Genomic DNA, 13,909 nt, shown 5'->3' with positions numbered 1-13,909 from the left:
AGAGGCAGGTCAATGCCCGACCGCACAATTGGCCGGACGCATCAATCCCACGTTGATCATTTGTTTCACATTTCGACATAATGTGGCCAAGATAAAAGTGTACCCGGCATGCGGCCTGTACTGGCAGGGTCCGCGCCCACCGACAAAAACAGAGGCCACCCAGCGGCAGACGCACGATGCTAGAATTCGAGAATGTCAGCAAATCCTTCTGGACGGGCACCCAGCGTAAGGTGATCCTCGACCGCGTTTCCTTTCGGGTCGAGCTGGGAAAATCGCTGGGCATTCTGGCCCCCAATGGTACAGGCAAGACGACGCTGATCAACATGATGGCGGGGCTGGAAAAACCGGACGAGGGCATTATCCGCCGCGAATGCAACATCTCGTTCCCGCTCGGATTCATGGGCGGCGTAATCGGACGCATCTCGGCCATGGAGAACGCCCGCTATATCGCCAGGCTGTATGGAATGGACCCGGATTATGTCGAGGCTTATTGCCGGTGGCTGTGCGATCTGGGAGAGTATTTTGACCAGCCACTTGGCACTTATTCCTCGGGCATGCGGTCACGGTTCACATTTGCGTTGATGCTGGCATTGGATTTCGACATGTATTTGATCGATGAGGGGATGCCCGCAACAACGGATGTGGAGTTCAACAAGAAAGCAGGGTCGATCCTGCAGGAACGGTTGCGCACGACAACCATCGTGATCGTGTCGCACAGCCCGCAGATTCTCGAGAAATTTGCGCATCAGGCTGCCGTCCTGATGGACGGTAAGCTTTATCACTTTGAAACCTTGGAAGAGGCAACGCAGCTTTATGACTACCAAACCCAAGGCTAGGAAATATCGCATCCGGCGCGATCAGGCATCCGGCGCAGGTGAGGACGGACACGAAACCGGTCAGCTTTCACCAGCCGAGCGGATTCGCCGTGCATTGGGCCAGCACGAACCCGAGACGCAGGTGGGTGAAGAACTGGAGGCCATCAAGCGCGAGGGGCTGACCGGGCGACAGTTGCGCGTAGCAAGGCGTCTGGCGCAAAAGCACAAACTGCCCGCAACATCGGATTATGACGCGGTGCGTTTGCTGCGGCAGAAAGGGATCGACCCGACTAGCCGAACCAACGTGCTGGATCTGGTGGTTACGCAAACCCAGTCCGACGATGAACAACCACGCGACCGGATACAGCTGCCGCAAACCATCCGCGAGCGGCGCGAGACCCTGCCCTCGACCGAACTCAGCCCGTCGCAACGTCGCGAGATGGAGATCGGCAAGATTCAGCGCGATATTGCTCGGCGTCGCCGCAGAAAGATGTTCGGCCTTATGGCCCGTCTGGCGATGTTCGTCATATTGCCCACCGCGCTGGTCGGAACCTATTTCTATCGCTACGCCACGCCGATGTATTCGACCAAGTCCGAATTTGTCATCCTGCAAGCCGACGGAGCACTGGGCAGCGTTGGCAGCCTGTTTGCAGGCACCCAGTTCGCCACCAGCCAGGATTCGATCTCGGTCCAGTCATTCCTGGAATCGAAAGAAGCAATGCTGCTTTTGGATCGCGACGTCGGGTTCAAGTCACAGTTCCAGCAACCCTGGATCGACGAGATACAACGCCTGCCTGGCGATGCCAGCAACGAGGCGGCCTACAAGATCTACAAGCGATCAGTGAAACTTGGCTATGACCCGACCGAGGGTGTCATCCGGATGGAAGTGATCGCCCCTGATCCGCTGGTGGCCACGGAGTATTCCGAAAAACTGATCTCGTATGCCGAAGAACGGGTGAACGACCTGTCCGAACAGAAGCGCGAGGACCAGATGAAGGACGCGCGCGACAGTTTCGAAATGGCGCAGGCGGAACGTCGAAACGCGCAGGAGGCACTGGTCCAATTGCAGCAGGAAGGTGCGATACTGGATCCGGCCAGCGTGATTGCCAGCCTGCGCGCGCGGATCGACCAGGTCGAGGTGCAGTTGCAGGACAAGGAGCTTGAACTGGCCGCATTGCTGGACAACGCCCGCCCGAACAAGGCCAAAGTCGACGGTGCCCAGGCTGATATCCAAAGACTGGAAGCGGTGCTGGCATCGCTCAATGCCGAGATGCTCGACGCCTCGAACGGCGAGAACTCGCTGGCACAGCTTAACGTTCGCATTCAGATGGCACAGGCCGACCTGGCGTCACGGGATCTGATTCTGCAAACAGCATTGCAGCAAATGGAAACCACCCGGATCGAGGCCAACCGTCAGGTGCGCTATCTGACGGTGTTCGTAAACCCCGTGCCCAGCGATGATCCCAGCTATCCACGCAAGTTCGAAAATACGATTTTGGCATTTCTGGTTTTTGCTGGTATCTACCTCATGATCTCGCTTACCGCGTCGATCCTTCGTGAACAGGTATCCTCGTAAGACTCATGAAACATGTAAAAATCGCCGATCTGACAGTGGGCAACGACCTTCCGCTCACCATCATCGCGGGCCCGTGCCAGCTTGAAACCGCCGATCACGCGCAGATGATCGCAGGGCAGATGAAAGAAGCCTGCGACGCCGCTGGCGCGCAGTACGTTTTCAAAGCCAGCTATGACAAGGCGAACCGGACCTCGCTGTCTGGAAAACGCGGCATGGGCATTGATGCGGGGTTGCAGGTTCTGGATGGTATCCGCAAGACGATGGGCATACCGGTCCTGACCGATGTTCATACCGAAGCGCAGTGTGCCATCGCCGCCGAGGCGGTAGACGTCCTGCAGATCCCAGCGTTTTTGTGCCGCCAGACGGATATGCTGCTGGCTGCGGGTAATACGGGCGCAGTGGTCAATGTAAAAAAGGGTCAGTTTCTTGCGCCGTGGGAGATGCCGAATATAGTCGAAAAGATCGAAAGCACTGGCAATACCAACATCCTGCTGACCGAACGTGGCACTTCGTTCGGCTATAACACGCTGGTGGCTGATATGCGCTCCCTGCCACAAATGGCCCAGACCGGGTATCCGGTGGTGATGGATGCGACCCATTCGGTGCAACAACCCGGCGGGCGCGGCGGTTCGTCCGGCGGCCAACGTGAGTTTGCGCCTGTGATGGCGCGGGCGGCGGTATCGCTGGGAATCGGCGCAGTGTTCATCGAAACCCATCAGGACCCGGACAACGCGCCGTCGGACGGGCCGAACATGATCCCTCTGGATCAAATGCCGCAACTGATTGCCACCCTGATGCGCTTTGATACGCTGGCCAAAGCCAACCCGATCCGGATTTGAACCAAGAGATTACCCATGAGCAAACCCATTACCGAAGTGACACCGAACACCTGGAGTTTTCTGCGGGACGCGATGATCAGGTCGACAGGCTTTCGCGAATATGACGCGCGCTGGAAATACCCCGAAGAAATCAATCTGCCGGGCATGACCGCTCTGGGCCTTGGCCTGGGCACTCAGATGCACAAGCACGGGATTGCGCCGGTAATCGCGGTGGGCAACGACTATCGCGACTATTCTCTGGCGATCAAGAATGCGCTGATCCTCGGGCTGATCCAGGCCGGGATACAGGTCAAGGACATCGGACCGGCCCTGTCACCGATGGCGTATTTCGCCCAATTTCACCTGGATGTGCCCGCGGTGGCGATGGTGACTGCCAGCCACAACCCCAACGGCTGGACCGGGGTGAAGATGGGTTTTGACCGTCCCCTGACCCACGGCCCTGACGAGATGACCGAGTTGCGCGACATCGTGCTGAACGGCGAAGGCATGGCGCGTTCGGGCGGGTCCTATGAGTTCGTGGATGGCGTGAAAGAGGCTTATATTGACGATCTGGTTGGCGATTTCCGCATGTCGCGTCCGCTCAAGGTGGTCTGTGCCACGGGCAACGGCACGGCATCGGCTTTTGCGCCCGAAATCTTCCAGCGGATGGGGGTCGAGGTGGTGCCCAGCCACAACCGGCTGGATTACACGTTTCCGCACTACAATCCCAATCCCGAAGCGATGGAGATGCTGCATGACATGGCAGCCACGGTGAAAGCGTCGGGCGCCGATCTGGCGTTGGGCTTTGACGGAGACGGCGACCGTTGCGGTGTGGTGGACGACGAGGGCGAAGAGATATTCGCCGATAAGGTGGGCGTGATCATGGCGCGCGACCTGTCAAAGCTGCATCCAGGTGCGACCTTTGTGGCGGACGTGAAATCGACCGGCCTGTTCGCCTCGGACCCCGAGCTGCGCAAAAACGGCGTGACGGCGGATTACTGGAAAACCGGCCACAGCCACATGAAACGGCGCGTGAAAGAGATCGGCGCGCTGGCCGGGTTCGAAAAATCGGGGCACTACTTTCTGGCGGAGCCGGTGGGGCGTGGTTATGACTGCGGCATGCGCGTGGCGGTCGAGATCTGCAAGATGCTTGACCGCAACCCCGGCAAATCCATGTCGGATCTGCGAAAGGCGCTGCCCAAGACGTGGTCGACCCCCACAATGTCGCCCTATGCGTCGGATACCGAAAAATACGAAATTCTCAACCGGCTGGTGGACAAGCTGGTCGCCAAGCATGGCGCTGGCGAAACCTTTGCCGGGCGTGCAATCAAGGAAGTGGTTACCGTCAACGGCGCGCGCGTGATCCTGGATAATGGCAGTTGGGGACTGGTGCGAGCGTCATCCAACACACCCAACCTTGTGGTCGTGTGCGAAAGCAGCGAAAGCGAGGATGAGATGCGCTCGATCTTTGCCGACATCGATGCGGTGATCCGCACGGAACCCGGCGTCGGCGAGTACGATCAGAAGATCTGAAACTTTCTGCGAGGCTCCGCTTCGCGCTCCGGGGTATTTGACACCGGAAAGAAGCAAGGACGCCTCCTGTTTCTTTCTGGTTCGAACAACCCCCGGGGGGGGGGCGTGGCCTGCCGCGACGGAGACAGCACACCCTAGTCCACACCCAGCAGCTTGAGCAGGCCTTTTTTGGTTTCGTTCTCCAGCCGGTCCTTGATCAACTCCTCGATGTTCTGGTCTTCGGTCACGGTAGTGTCGAGTTCCTCGCTCAGCTTTTGGCGCAGTTGGTCCTTTGCCTGTGTTTCGACATCCTTGATATTCTTGCCAGTCGCGGCCTCGATCACCTGGCTCAGATCCGGCCGGATCTCGGGGTTGGCCCAGGGACCCACGATCCGAACCGGAATTGCAAGCCCCTCTCCGGCATTGGCGCGCAGGGCAACCGGGGTGAAAAGATAGTCAAGATCCCGCATGCCCAATCCGACGCGTCCTTCGCCATCGGCGCGAAAATTGTCCAGTTGCAGCAACAGATCCCGGTTGAACAGGTTTCCTTGGTCAATGGTGTAACTGGCCGTCAGGCTGTTGAATACGGTGGTGCCCCCCGACCCGGTTCCGGATGTCATCAAGCGGTCCAGATCTATCCCTGAAATGACCCCGCGCCCCATATCGATGCGCCCGTTTCCGGAAAGCGAGCGCATGATCTGATCTTCACTTTGGCCCTCGCCCAAAAATTCCAGCTCCGTCGATGCCAACCCCGACAGGCGATTGATACCGCCCAGGGTTGACAGAGCCTGTTGCGCGTCGATGTCCCGACCCGCCAACTTGCCTGCGACCGACAGACCGTTACGGTTGTTGGCAACAAGTTCGCCGGTCAGTTTGCCGGAAAACAACGTGACCGGGTCCATCTTCAATACGGCGCGCGAGCGATCGAGTGTCAGTGCCACACTGCTTTGCCCCATCTTCAAGTCCAAAACCGAAATCGCCTCGGCGTCGAGTCGGAGCGTGCCGTTCGCCAAGGCCAGAGGGGATGCGTCGATGGTAGATTTCGACCATCCATTCGCGCCACCACCTGCCGATCCGCCAGCGTGCTGACCGGCGGAGCCGATCTGCGTCAGATCGAGATGGCCGGTGCGGAGCCTTGCGGTAACCTGCGGCAGGTCACCGAGAAGGATATCGGCCTCGCCGGCAAAACTGTTCTGGTCGAGACTGACGTTGAGGTCGCGCAGGGCCAGTCGGCCATCCTGGGTATAGGTCGCCTGAGCGATGACATCTACCGCTTGCCCCAGCCCCTTGGGGAGGCGCGTATCGGGCCGACCAAGTGCCGCCAGAAACCTTGTACTGTCCGAGGTATTGATCCGGATCGTCCCGGATACCTCGCCAGCAATGTTGGCCGATCCGGAAAAAGTGGCGTTGCCGCCCGGTGCTGTCACAACGCTCTTCAATGCGGTCGCGGCACCTGTGCCAAAAGCCGGGAGATCCGCGATTTCCAGGTCCGCTTCGACGCCGCCCCTGCTGGCCTGCACGCTCAGCGGCGCTTCTACAGATGGCCAGATGGCGGTCAGGTCCACCATGTTGAAGTCAAAGCGGGCCGCACCATCCTCGACATAGACCAGCCACGCGTTGGTGAGACGAAGCTGGTCCAGCGTCACCGCCTGACGGGCAACCGAAGTATCGGGCGCGCCAGAGCCACCCTCGGACGTTCGGCTGGGCGCCGGGCCGAACTGCCAATTGCCCCGCCCCTCCGCGAATTCAAGCCGCAGGACCGGATCCTTGGCCACGATCTGCTTGATCTTGATCTGCCCGGACAACAACGAAGCCGCATCGACCCCGACGGACAGCGCGCTGGCGCTGAGCATCGGGTCAGGACCGGCCCAATCGGCATTGGCAAACGTCACGGGGCCGGTCTCGATGCCCAGCACCGGCCAAAAGGATATAGCGACATCACTGCTCAGCGTCAGATCGCGACCGGTCTGCGCCTTGATCTGATCGGAGACGATCTTGCCCAGCTTGTCTCCCGGCATCAGCAGCAGCGCGCCGATCACCAGCCCGGCCACTGCAATCAGGATGAAAACGATCCGCCACAACCAGCGCATATCCCTGCTCCATTTTTTGCTTATGCAAAGCATATGACGCGCCGGTGGGCCGCGCGCAACAATTGCATGGGGGTCACTTCACCTCTATACGCGCGGCCATGAGCACGAACCCGCCAAACCTCCGCCCCGACCTGGCGCCCGCCGCCCGGATCACCGACGCCCCCCGCGCGGGACAGCCGACAATCGGCATGGTCTCGCTGGGCTGCCCCAAGGCTTTGGTGGACAGCGAGCGCATTCTGACGCGGCTGCGCGCCGAAGGTTACGGCATTTCCCCAGACTATGCAGGGGCCGATGCCGTGATCGTGAACACCTGCGGGTTTCTCGACAGCGCCAAGGCGGAAAGCCTGGAGGCGATCGGTGAGGCACTGGTGGAAAACGGCAAGGTGATCGTGACCGGCTGCCTGGGGGCCGAGCCGGACTATATCCGCGAGCATCATCCGCGTATTCTGGCGGTCACCGGGCCGCACCAGTATGAACAGGTGCTGGACGCGGTGCATGCCGCCGTGCCGCCCGATCCCAATCCGTTTGTCGATCTGCTGCCCGCGAGCGGCGTCAAGCTGACCCCGCGCCATTACAGCTATCTCAAGATTTCCGAAGGCTGCAATCACAGGTGCAAGTTCTGCATCATTCCCGACATGCGTGGGCGTCTGGCCAGCCGGCCGGCCCATGCGGTGTTGCGCGAGGCTGAAAAGCTGGTCGAGAACGGCGTGCGCGAATTGCTGGTGATATCACAGGACACCTCGGCCTATGGGCTGGACCGCAAGTATGACGTGAACCCGTGGAAGGACCGTGAGGTGCGCAGCCACATCACCGATCTGGCGCGAGAACTTGGACAGTTCGATGCCTGGGTGCGGTTGCACTATGTCTATCCCTACCCGCATGTGCGCGAGTTGATCCCTTTGATGGCGGATGCGGGTTGCAACGTGCTGCCCTATCTGGATATTCCGTTCCAACACGCGCACCCGGATGTGTTGAAACGCATGGCGCGACCCGCAGCGGCGGCGAAAACGCTGGACGAGATCGCCGCGTGGCGCTCGGTGTGTCCCGACGTCACCCTGCGCTCGACCTTCATCGTGGGTTATCCGGGCGAGACCGAGGCCGAGTTCCAGACCCTGCTGGACTGGATGGAAGAGGCTCAGTTGGACCGTGTGGGTTGTTTTCAGTACGAAAACGTGGACGGCGCGCGGTCAAATGACCTGCCGGATCACGTGCCTGCCGTGGTCAAGCAGGAACGCTGGGAGCGGTTCATGGAAAAGGCGCAGGCGATTTCCGAGGCCAAGCTGGCGGCCAAGATGGGCCAGACCATCGAGGTGATCGTGGACGAGGTCGACGCCGAGGCCGCCACCTGCCGCACCAAGGCCGACGCGCCCGAGATCGACGGAAACCTGTTCATCGATGAAGGCTTCGAGGGGTTGAAGCCGGGGGATATCGTGACGGTCGAGGTGGACGAAGCCGGGGAGTATGATTTGTGGGGACGGCTGTCGCGTTCTAAATCGATCCTTGACCTTGACCCGCATATTGAATCCCCGCATCCACAAGGTAATTAAAACACCGTAGATACATTTGCCTTGCCCTGATCCTTTCCTTTGGCAAAGAAGCATGAGATTTGAACGAAAATTCCTTTTTTACAGCTTATTGATAACACTGGGTTTTGTTCAGCTGCCAACTAGCTTGCCGGAAGTGGACTCTCCCCGGAGTGCACCGTGGGCTTACCTCCTGTATTGGGGACTATCCTGCGCCCCTCTGGTTCCACTTTTTCTAGCTCAAATTTGTGCCGTGACCGGTTGGCGCTTTCCAAATGCTGTTGCCTCAAGCGGAGCGTTTTTGATCGGGTTGGTCGGGACTTCTCTTGGCAGCGCTTTGGCAGTTTTTTCCGGCGCAGGATCGAACTTGGCGCTCATTTACAACCTTTCAATAACCACCGCTATCGTCGCCTCAGTTTTGCTTCTGTCACAAAAGCGCAAAGGGCGTGAATTGGAAACATACGCTTGGAAGGTTTTCTTGCTTCCGGTAGTTGTGTCGATTTGGTCTGTCACGATGGTCGGCGTCACCTCCGTAAAAGCCATTCTATTGTCTGGTGGAAACCCATATTGTATCGCCGCGCATGGCATCGATTCCGATGTGAGTACCTTTGCCCAACTCCGTGCCCTGTCATTCTACACAACAAAAACGGGTTACAAGTTGAATTCGAAATGGTACTTTCATGGCTTGCTTATCATCGAAACTCACGAAGAGCAGGAAGTATTCAATTGGTCGCCTAGACGAATGGATTTTTTTCGCCTCGATCACCCCGAGAGATTCTTTGTCAATCCGTCAGACAGTTGTACGCCTCGCAAAGGGTTTTTAGGGCGATTGACACTCATTTGATGCTCTTGTGAAAATCGACAGTGAAGCCAAATAGCGTCCGTGAGATGCATTTCTCTATTCTTGCCTTCTGTGCCTTTCCCCAAACCGTGACCCGAATTCATTGGCCTTTCGGTCCGACTCCCCCCATCCTTGACGTGGTCCGCCGACCCTGAAAAAGGAGGCTTTCATGTTCAAACCAGCATTACTTGCGGCGACCGGCGCGGTGGTGGCTTTGGTGGCAAACCTTCTCGCCAGCCCGGCTTCGGCCCATGACAGTGACGACTCTATCGCGGGGTTCATTGCGCTGGGGGCCGTCGCGCTCAGCCTGCAGGACCGCAGCAAGCACCGGGTGCACCGCTATTACATCGCACCGCAGCCCAAACCGCATGTGCGCAAGCCGAACGTACATCACAGTAAACCGTATGCGCCGCGCCGTTACCAAGGCGCCAAGCGCCGCGTGTATGGGTATTATCCGTATTACGCACCGGTACACCGTCCGGCCCGCAGTCACAGTTTCAACCGGGGCTATCGCTATTACGGGTTCTGAGCGGGCCTATAGCAGCCCCAGCAGCACAACCGCCCAGGCCACGCCCGCAGCAATCGCGGTCAGGGCAACGCCGGCGCTGGCGGCGTCTTTGGCCTGCCCCGCCAGTTCGTGGTGATCGGTCGACGTGTGATCCACCGCCCGTTCGATCGCCGTGTTGAACAGCTCGGCGGCCAGAACCAGAACACCCAGCGCCAGGATCAGCGCGCGTTCACCGGTAGTGATCGGCAAATAGAACGCCAGCGCCGCCGAGATCAGGTTGGCCCAGATCCATGAACGAAAGGAGTATTCGCTGCGCCATGTGGCGACCAGGCCGTACCAGCTCCAGACTGTCCGGTTTTTCGTATGTTCAATGAATTGCCGCATCGACCCTCCGCGCGGTCACTTTGGCGCGAGAGGGCTTTGGATGCAACGGGCGGGGTTGCCATTTGCATCCGTGCGTGGCGAAGCTGCCGGCATGGCGATCCGACGACTGTTTACTTTTGCTGCGCTAGGACTAGCGGCAAGCTTTTTGCCACCGGTGGCGCGGGCCGAAGGGCTGTTCCGGCCCGGGCTGGATGCGATCTGTCAGGCAGGGGACAAACTGGATCAGGGATGCGAGGCGATCCGTGGGCGTCAGGTGGTCGATGCCGCCCAACCGCCATGGCGTGCCATCGGGCGGGTAAATTTCGCCAGCATTCAGGTGCGCAGCCATTGCACCGGCACGTTGGTGGCCGAGCGTGTCGTGCTGACGGCGGCGCATTGTCTGTTCAACCACGCGCGAAAGACGTGGATACCGCCGCAAAGCATTCGCTTTGCTGCCGGATATCAGCGCGGCGAGGCTCTGGCGGTGAGCGAGGTCGAACGGTTCGTCCTGCCATCGGTCATCGACACCACCAGCCGCGCGTTCAAGGTTCCGCTGGCCTCGGACTGGGCCCTGCTGGTGCTGAAAGACCCGATAGGCGCGCGAACGGGGGTTCTGGGCATAGAGGAACAGAAGCAGAGCAGCCTGGCGGTAGGTGGATTTCTGATGGCAGGTTATGCCGGTCTCAGGCCGCACGTGCTGAGCGTCGAGTGGAACTGCGGTGAACCACGGTCGCAGGACAGCCTTCTGTTGCAGAGATGTGCGGCGATGTCCGGGGATTCCGGTGCGCCCCTGCTGGTCGAGATAGACGGGGAGATGATGGTGATCGGGGTTTTGTCCGGCGTCGCCGCGAATGATCCCCCCGTCAGCATCGGCGTTCCGACGGCGCAGATAGCGGATGCGCTGAAACGCGCCACCGCCAACTAGGCGTTTCGGGCGTGAAAAGGGGCGGCCCTTATGGACCGCCCACTTGGGAAGTTATTGCGTTACAGGTGCGCAGACGGTTTCACCAGCTTCGGTGGTTGCCAGCTGATAACCTGCCGAGCAGCTGGGTGCGCCATACTTGTCATAGCTAGGCTGGACATAGACCGGTGTCGGCTCTTCCTGCTGCGAGCAGGCGGTCAGAACGACGGTGATTGCACAAAGGGCCGCGAGTTTCAGTTTCATGTCCTTCAATCCTTTTTTGTCGACAACTTTTATTCCCAAAAGCGCTTTGGGCGTGCGATCAGGATAGGAGCGGCATTACCACATTGCAATCACGGGATTCTTTGCGCCCCCGGCGCTGGCGGAAGGTTGCCGTCGACACCCCCTACCAATTCCCAAAACGCCCGCTATTCTCAACATGAGGTGTCAGCCAGCAGGGAGAGCCACATGTCAGACGCGCCCCAGATTGCACAAAAAGGGCCTTTTCCGATCGAAGTTACCGAAGGCAAAACCTATTTCTGGTGCGCCTGCGGGCGGTCCAAGAAACAGCCGTTTTGCGATGGGTCGCACAAGGACACAGGCTTTTCGCCGGTGAAATTTACAGCCGAGGCCGACAAGAAAGTGTTCTTCTGCGGGTGCAAGCATTCTGGAAAGAAGCCGCTGTGTGACGGCTCGCACTCCAAGCTCTGATCACCGCAAATTGTCGAGAGTTTCGGCATTGGCGCAAAAATCGGGAGCCGCTTGCGCCCGGCATTGTTGCGCGGCCAGCCAGTGCTCGCATGCGGCCTGACAGTGGGCGGCGCGGCAGCGCGTGACCAGTTCGGCGTAGCCCTGTTCGCTCATGCGGCCCTCTGCCATAGCCTCGGACAGAGACAGCCCCATGCAGCGCGCCACGGATCGGGTGAGCCAAAAATGTTTCTCGATGTCGCCAAGCGGAATCTGGGCCATCATTCTTCCTCTGTCTGCTGCTGCCTCAGCGCCCATAACCGGGTGCGGTTGGGGCAGGTTTCCGGGGCACCGTCCAGCTGATCGTGTTCGTCCAGCAAGTGCTGACACCGGCCCACTGATTCGCAGGCACGGCAGGTTGTGACCATTGCCGCCCAATCCGCTTGACTGAGCCGTCCTTCGTTATGCGCCTCGACGATATCGGTTCCCGTCGCCCGTCCCATCCGCATAACGAGGCGAAGATGGGTCATGATTTTTCCGAGCTTGGGCATTGGCATCCGGGGTCAGGATTTCAGATCCTTGAACAGGTCCTTGTTGCGACAATATTCCGGCACGTGGTCCAACTGGCTCAACTCGGCCAGCAGTTTCGTGCAGTGTTCTGGATTGGGGCAGTCGCTGCACCGCAGGACGACGTCAGAAATGTCGTCGATGCTCAACTTGCCCTGAATGGCGGCTTCCTGCAGGTCGATGCCCTGCACGGCGGCCATCCTGTCCACCAATTCGGCATGTTTTCGGAACTTGTCTCGATCAGACATGGCGTGTCCTTTCTGTCGCGCGTGGCACGGAGATTAGACGCTGACGCAGTTATCGCCCTTGATACAGGTCAAGGTTCGGATCCGACGTGATCCAGATAGGCGCGGGTGGCGTCCTGAACCCGGCGGAACCGGTCGCCGCCCAGCTTTTTGCCGCCATACCAGCGCGTCACGATGATCACGTGGTTTTCAAGTTCCGCCCGTTCCATCATCCGCAAGATCACCATACCCGCGCCGGATTCGCCGTCATCCGCCTTGAGCGCCCCGGACGGAAGCACCGCAGCCCAAGTATTGTGGGTGGCCTTGGCGTAGACACGGTCGGCTTTCAATTCGTCCAGCACCGCGTCCACATCGTCGCGGCTGGAGACGTCGGCACCCGATACAGCGTATTTCGAGCCGCGATCGGTCAGAATGACGCCCAGCCGCGTAACCCTGGTCACTGCACCAGACCCACCTGCGCGGCGGTCCGGCGCACGATATCGACGCGCTGCGCATTCGGCGGATGTGTACCGAGGAACCGGTCGCCGGGATCGGGAATGCGATCAAAGAAGTAAACCCCGATCAGCGGATTGTATCCGGCATTGTAGGTGATGATTGTGCCCAGCTGATCGGCCTCCAGCTCAAACTCTTTTGAGTAGCTGCGCGCGCCCACTACGGCCCCCAGCTGTTGCGCCGCTTCGATCGAGGCCGAACCGCCACCAGTTATGCCCGCAAGCTGCCCAAAGATAAGGGCGCCGGCCGCCGCGTTCTGGTTCTGGCGGGCGATGTGGCCCCTGATGTGATGCGCGGCTTCATGGCCCATGACAAAGGCCAGTTCATCGCCATTGCGCGCCGAGTTGATCAGGGCCTGCGTGAAAATGATCACAGGTCTGCCTTGCTTATCAAGAGTTTGATACGCGTTGGCCTGAGCGCGCGTGTTGGGATCAATCCCGATCTGAAAATCGCAATTCGCGCCGCTGGTCCGCCGCAGGCATTCGGCGCGCGCCTGGGTTCCTACTGCCTGTCTGACCGCGTAAAAATCCCGCGGTGCGGCCTGCGCGTTCAGCGTCACCCGGCTGGGTTGTTGTGGCGGCACGGCAACCGGCTGCGGCACATCGCAACCAGCGAGAACAAAAACCATAAGCAGGGCGAACTGCCGCATGAGCAAGCCTTTCGAGTCAATGCATCGGAACGGCACATTATCCTGCGTCCCAACCGTGTTCCAGACCGGATATTCGGCATCGGCGGGTTGCATAACCTGCGCACCATCGGCAGTCTGCAGGCATGTTTAGTATCGAGCATGAATTCGACTCAACCGTCATTACCCTGGTCGACGAAGGCCCCGCCCCCTTGCAGGAGGACGTGGTCATCAACAATTTCGCGGAATGCGTGACGCTGGAACAATTCGACCCGCGTACCGAGCAGATGCAAAAGATCACCCTGTCACCGGAACAGGTGCGCGATCTCGCGGCGGCGCTGGATTT

18 protein-coding genes are annotated in these 13,909 nt (G+C 59.5%); 10 read left to right on the top strand and 8 right to left on the bottom strand.

Annotation, left to right across the window (positions count from 1 at the left end):
• Positions 1-176 precede the first annotated feature (176 nt).
• From AC2FNB_RS02090 to AC2FNB_RS02075, 4 genes are read left to right on the top strand one after another with little or no spacing between them, the layout of a single operon-like run.
• Complete coding sequence (locus AC2FNB_RS02090) at positions 177-836, top strand: ABC transporter ATP-binding protein (RefSeq protein ID WP_480749456.1); 660 nt, start codon at positions 177-179, stop codon at positions 834-836.
• Positions 814-2,391, top strand: a complete 1,578-nt coding sequence (locus AC2FNB_RS02085) for a KpsE/RkpR family capsule polysaccharide export protein (RefSeq protein ID WP_480749457.1) — start codon at positions 814-816, stop codon at positions 2,389-2,391. Before AC2FNB_RS02090 ends, AC2FNB_RS02085 begins: the two co-directional genes overlap by 23 nt.
• A 5-nt stretch (positions 2,392-2,396) precedes the next feature.
• Complete coding sequence (gene kdsA / locus AC2FNB_RS02080; RefSeq protein WP_496744169.1) at positions 2,397-3,230, top strand: 3-deoxy-8-phosphooctulonate synthase; 834 nt, start codon at positions 2,397-2,399, stop codon at positions 3,228-3,230.
• A 15-nt stretch (positions 3,231-3,245) separates the two neighbouring features.
• Positions 3,246-4,742, top strand: a complete 1,497-nt coding sequence (locus AC2FNB_RS02075; protein ID WP_480749459.1) for a phosphomannomutase/phosphoglucomutase — start codon at positions 3,246-3,248, stop codon at positions 4,740-4,742.
• A 134-nt stretch (positions 4,743-4,876) separates the two neighbouring features.
• On the opposite strand, the gene AC2FNB_RS02070 is transcribed toward AC2FNB_RS02075, so the two are convergent.
• The gene (locus AC2FNB_RS02070) at positions 4,877-6,811 is read right to left on the bottom strand and encodes an AsmA family protein (RefSeq protein ID WP_496744167.1); all 1,935 of its coding nucleotides are present in this window, start codon (positions 6,809-6,811) and stop codon (positions 4,877-4,879) included.
• 98 nt (positions 6,812-6,909) lie between these two features.
• On the opposite strand from AC2FNB_RS02070, the gene rimO reads away from it, so the two are divergent.
• The 3 genes from rimO (at position 6,910) to AC2FNB_RS02055 (ending at position 9,704) form a co-directional block, all read left to right on the top strand.
• Positions 6,910-8,358, top strand: coding sequence for a 30S ribosomal protein S12 methylthiotransferase RimO (gene rimO / locus AC2FNB_RS02065; RefSeq protein WP_496744165.1), 1,449 nt, complete (start codon positions 6,910-6,912; stop codon positions 8,356-8,358).
• A 52-nt stretch (positions 8,359-8,410) separates the two neighbouring features.
• Complete coding sequence (locus tag AC2FNB_RS02060) at positions 8,411-9,178, top strand: hypothetical protein (RefSeq protein WP_496744163.1); 768 nt, start codon at positions 8,411-8,413, stop codon at positions 9,176-9,178.
• A gap of 166 nt (positions 9,179-9,344) precedes the next feature.
• Complete coding sequence (locus AC2FNB_RS02055; RefSeq protein ID WP_496744161.1) at positions 9,345-9,704, top strand: hypothetical protein; 360 nt, start codon at positions 9,345-9,347, stop codon at positions 9,702-9,704.
• Between the two features lie 6 nt (positions 9,705-9,710).
• On the opposite strand, the gene AC2FNB_RS02050 is transcribed toward AC2FNB_RS02055, so the two are convergent.
• Positions 9,711-10,067 carry a diacylglycerol kinase gene (locus AC2FNB_RS02050; RefSeq protein WP_496744159.1) on the bottom strand — a complete coding sequence of 119 codons (357 nt, stop codon included), beginning with the start codon at positions 10,065-10,067 and terminating at the stop codon, positions 9,711-9,713.
• Positions 10,068-10,158: 91 nt separating this feature from the next.
• On the opposite strand from AC2FNB_RS02050, the gene AC2FNB_RS02045 reads away from it, so the two are divergent.
• A complete protein-coding gene (locus AC2FNB_RS02045; protein WP_496744157.1) occupies positions 10,159-10,971 on the top strand; it encodes a trypsin-like serine peptidase in 813 nt (270 codons plus the stop codon).
• A 51-nt stretch (positions 10,972-11,022) separates the two neighbouring features.
• Here AC2FNB_RS02045 and AC2FNB_RS02040 read toward each other — a convergent pair whose 3' ends face one another.
• Positions 11,023-11,211 carry a hypothetical protein gene (locus AC2FNB_RS02040; protein WP_480749466.1) on the bottom strand — a complete coding sequence of 63 codons (189 nt, stop codon included), beginning with the start codon at positions 11,209-11,211 and terminating at the stop codon, positions 11,023-11,025.
• 204 nt (positions 11,212-11,415) lie between these two features.
• On the opposite strand from AC2FNB_RS02040, the gene AC2FNB_RS02035 reads away from it, so the two are divergent.
• Positions 11,416-11,658, top strand: coding sequence for a CDGSH iron-sulfur domain-containing protein (locus AC2FNB_RS02035; protein ID WP_480749467.1), 243 nt, complete (start codon positions 11,416-11,418; stop codon positions 11,656-11,658).
• On the opposite strand, the gene AC2FNB_RS02030 is transcribed toward AC2FNB_RS02035, so the two are convergent.
• From AC2FNB_RS02030 to AC2FNB_RS02010, 5 genes are all read right to left on the bottom strand, one after another.
• Positions 11,659-11,916 (bottom strand): DUF6455 family protein, encoded by a 258-nt coding sequence (locus tag AC2FNB_RS02030; protein ID WP_480749468.1) that lies wholly within the window; start codon positions 11,914-11,916, stop codon positions 11,659-11,661.
• Positions 11,916-12,185 (bottom strand): DUF6455 family protein, encoded by a 270-nt coding sequence (locus tag AC2FNB_RS02025; protein WP_496744155.1) that lies wholly within the window; start codon positions 12,183-12,185, stop codon positions 11,916-11,918. The genes AC2FNB_RS02030 and AC2FNB_RS02025 overlap by 1 nt, the downstream gene beginning before the upstream one ends.
• 12 nt (positions 12,186-12,197) lie before the next feature.
• The gene (locus tag AC2FNB_RS02020) at positions 12,198-12,449 is read right to left on the bottom strand and encodes a DUF6455 family protein (RefSeq protein WP_480749470.1); all 252 of its coding nucleotides are present in this window, start codon (positions 12,447-12,449) and stop codon (positions 12,198-12,200) included.
• Positions 12,450-12,517: 68 nt separating this feature from the next.
• Entirely contained in the window at positions 12,518-12,886 is a 369-nt protein-coding gene (locus tag AC2FNB_RS02015; RefSeq protein ID WP_496744153.1) for a YigZ family protein, read from the bottom strand.
• Entirely contained in the window at positions 12,883-13,587 is a 705-nt protein-coding gene (locus AC2FNB_RS02010; RefSeq protein WP_480749472.1) for a M48 family metalloprotease, read from the bottom strand. Before AC2FNB_RS02010 ends, AC2FNB_RS02015 begins: the two co-directional genes overlap by 4 nt.
• Positions 13,588-13,709: 122 nt before the next feature.
• Here AC2FNB_RS02010 and AC2FNB_RS02005 point away from each other — a divergent pair.
• The coding region (locus AC2FNB_RS02005) for a DUF8831 family protein (RefSeq protein ID WP_496744151.1) at positions 13,710-13,909 on the top strand (200 nt) is incomplete at its 3' end.

The sequence above is a fragment of the Ruegeria sp. BHSB058 genome, assembly GCF_059613285.1.
This window is presented reverse-complemented; position numbering and strand designations above follow the sequence as displayed.

What these genes read in the sequence shown, in the direction of transcription:
- AC2FNB_RS02020 (WP_480749470.1), bottom strand. Translation starts at nt 12,449, where the DNA reads ATGTCTGATCGAGACAAGTTCCGAAAACATGCCGAATTGGTGGACAGG.
- AC2FNB_RS02035 (WP_480749467.1), top strand. Translation starts at nt 11,416, where the DNA reads ATGTCAGACGCGCCCCAGATTGCACAAAAAGGGCCTTTTCCGATCGAA.
- AC2FNB_RS02085 (WP_480749457.1), top strand. Translation starts at nt 814, where the DNA reads ATGACTACCAAACCCAAGGCTAGGAAATATCGCATCCGGCGCGATCAG.
- AC2FNB_RS02090 (WP_480749456.1), top strand. Translation starts at nt 177, where the DNA reads ATGCTAGAATTCGAGAATGTCAGCAAATCCTTCTGGACGGGCACCCAG.
- AC2FNB_RS02060 (WP_496744163.1), top strand. Translation starts at nt 8,411, where the DNA reads ATGAGATTTGAACGAAAATTCCTTTTTTACAGCTTATTGATAACACTG.
- AC2FNB_RS02030 (WP_480749468.1), bottom strand. Translation starts at nt 11,916, where the DNA reads ATGGCCCAGATTCCGCTTGGCGACATCGAGAAACATTTTTGGCTCACC.
- kdsA (WP_496744169.1), top strand. Translation starts at nt 2,397, where the DNA reads ATGAAACATGTAAAAATCGCCGATCTGACAGTGGGCAACGACCTTCCG.
- AC2FNB_RS02045 (WP_496744157.1), top strand. Translation starts at nt 10,159, where the DNA reads ATGGCGATCCGACGACTGTTTACTTTTGCTGCGCTAGGACTAGCGGCA.
- AC2FNB_RS02010 (WP_480749472.1), bottom strand. Translation starts at nt 13,587, where the DNA reads ATGCGGCAGTTCGCCCTGCTTATGGTTTTTGTTCTCGCTGGTTGCGAT.
- AC2FNB_RS02055 (WP_496744161.1), top strand. Translation starts at nt 9,345, where the DNA reads ATGTTCAAACCAGCATTACTTGCGGCGACCGGCGCGGTGGTGGCTTTG.
- AC2FNB_RS02070 (WP_496744167.1), bottom strand. Translation starts at nt 6,811, where the DNA reads ATGCGCTGGTTGTGGCGGATCGTTTTCATCCTGATTGCAGTGGCCGGG.
- AC2FNB_RS02075 (WP_480749459.1), top strand. Translation starts at nt 3,246, where the DNA reads ATGAGCAAACCCATTACCGAAGTGACACCGAACACCTGGAGTTTTCTG.
- AC2FNB_RS02025 (WP_496744155.1), bottom strand. Translation starts at nt 12,185, where the DNA reads ATGCCCAAGCTCGGAAAAATCATGACCCATCTTCGCCTCGTTATGCGG.
- AC2FNB_RS02040 (WP_480749466.1), bottom strand. Translation starts at nt 11,211, where the DNA reads ATGAAACTGAAACTCGCGGCCCTTTGTGCAATCACCGTCGTTCTGACC.
- AC2FNB_RS02050 (WP_496744159.1), bottom strand. Translation starts at nt 10,067, where the DNA reads ATGCGGCAATTCATTGAACATACGAAAAACCGGACAGTCTGGAGCTGG.
- rimO (WP_496744165.1), top strand. Translation starts at nt 6,910, where the DNA reads ATGAGCACGAACCCGCCAAACCTCCGCCCCGACCTGGCGCCCGCCGCC.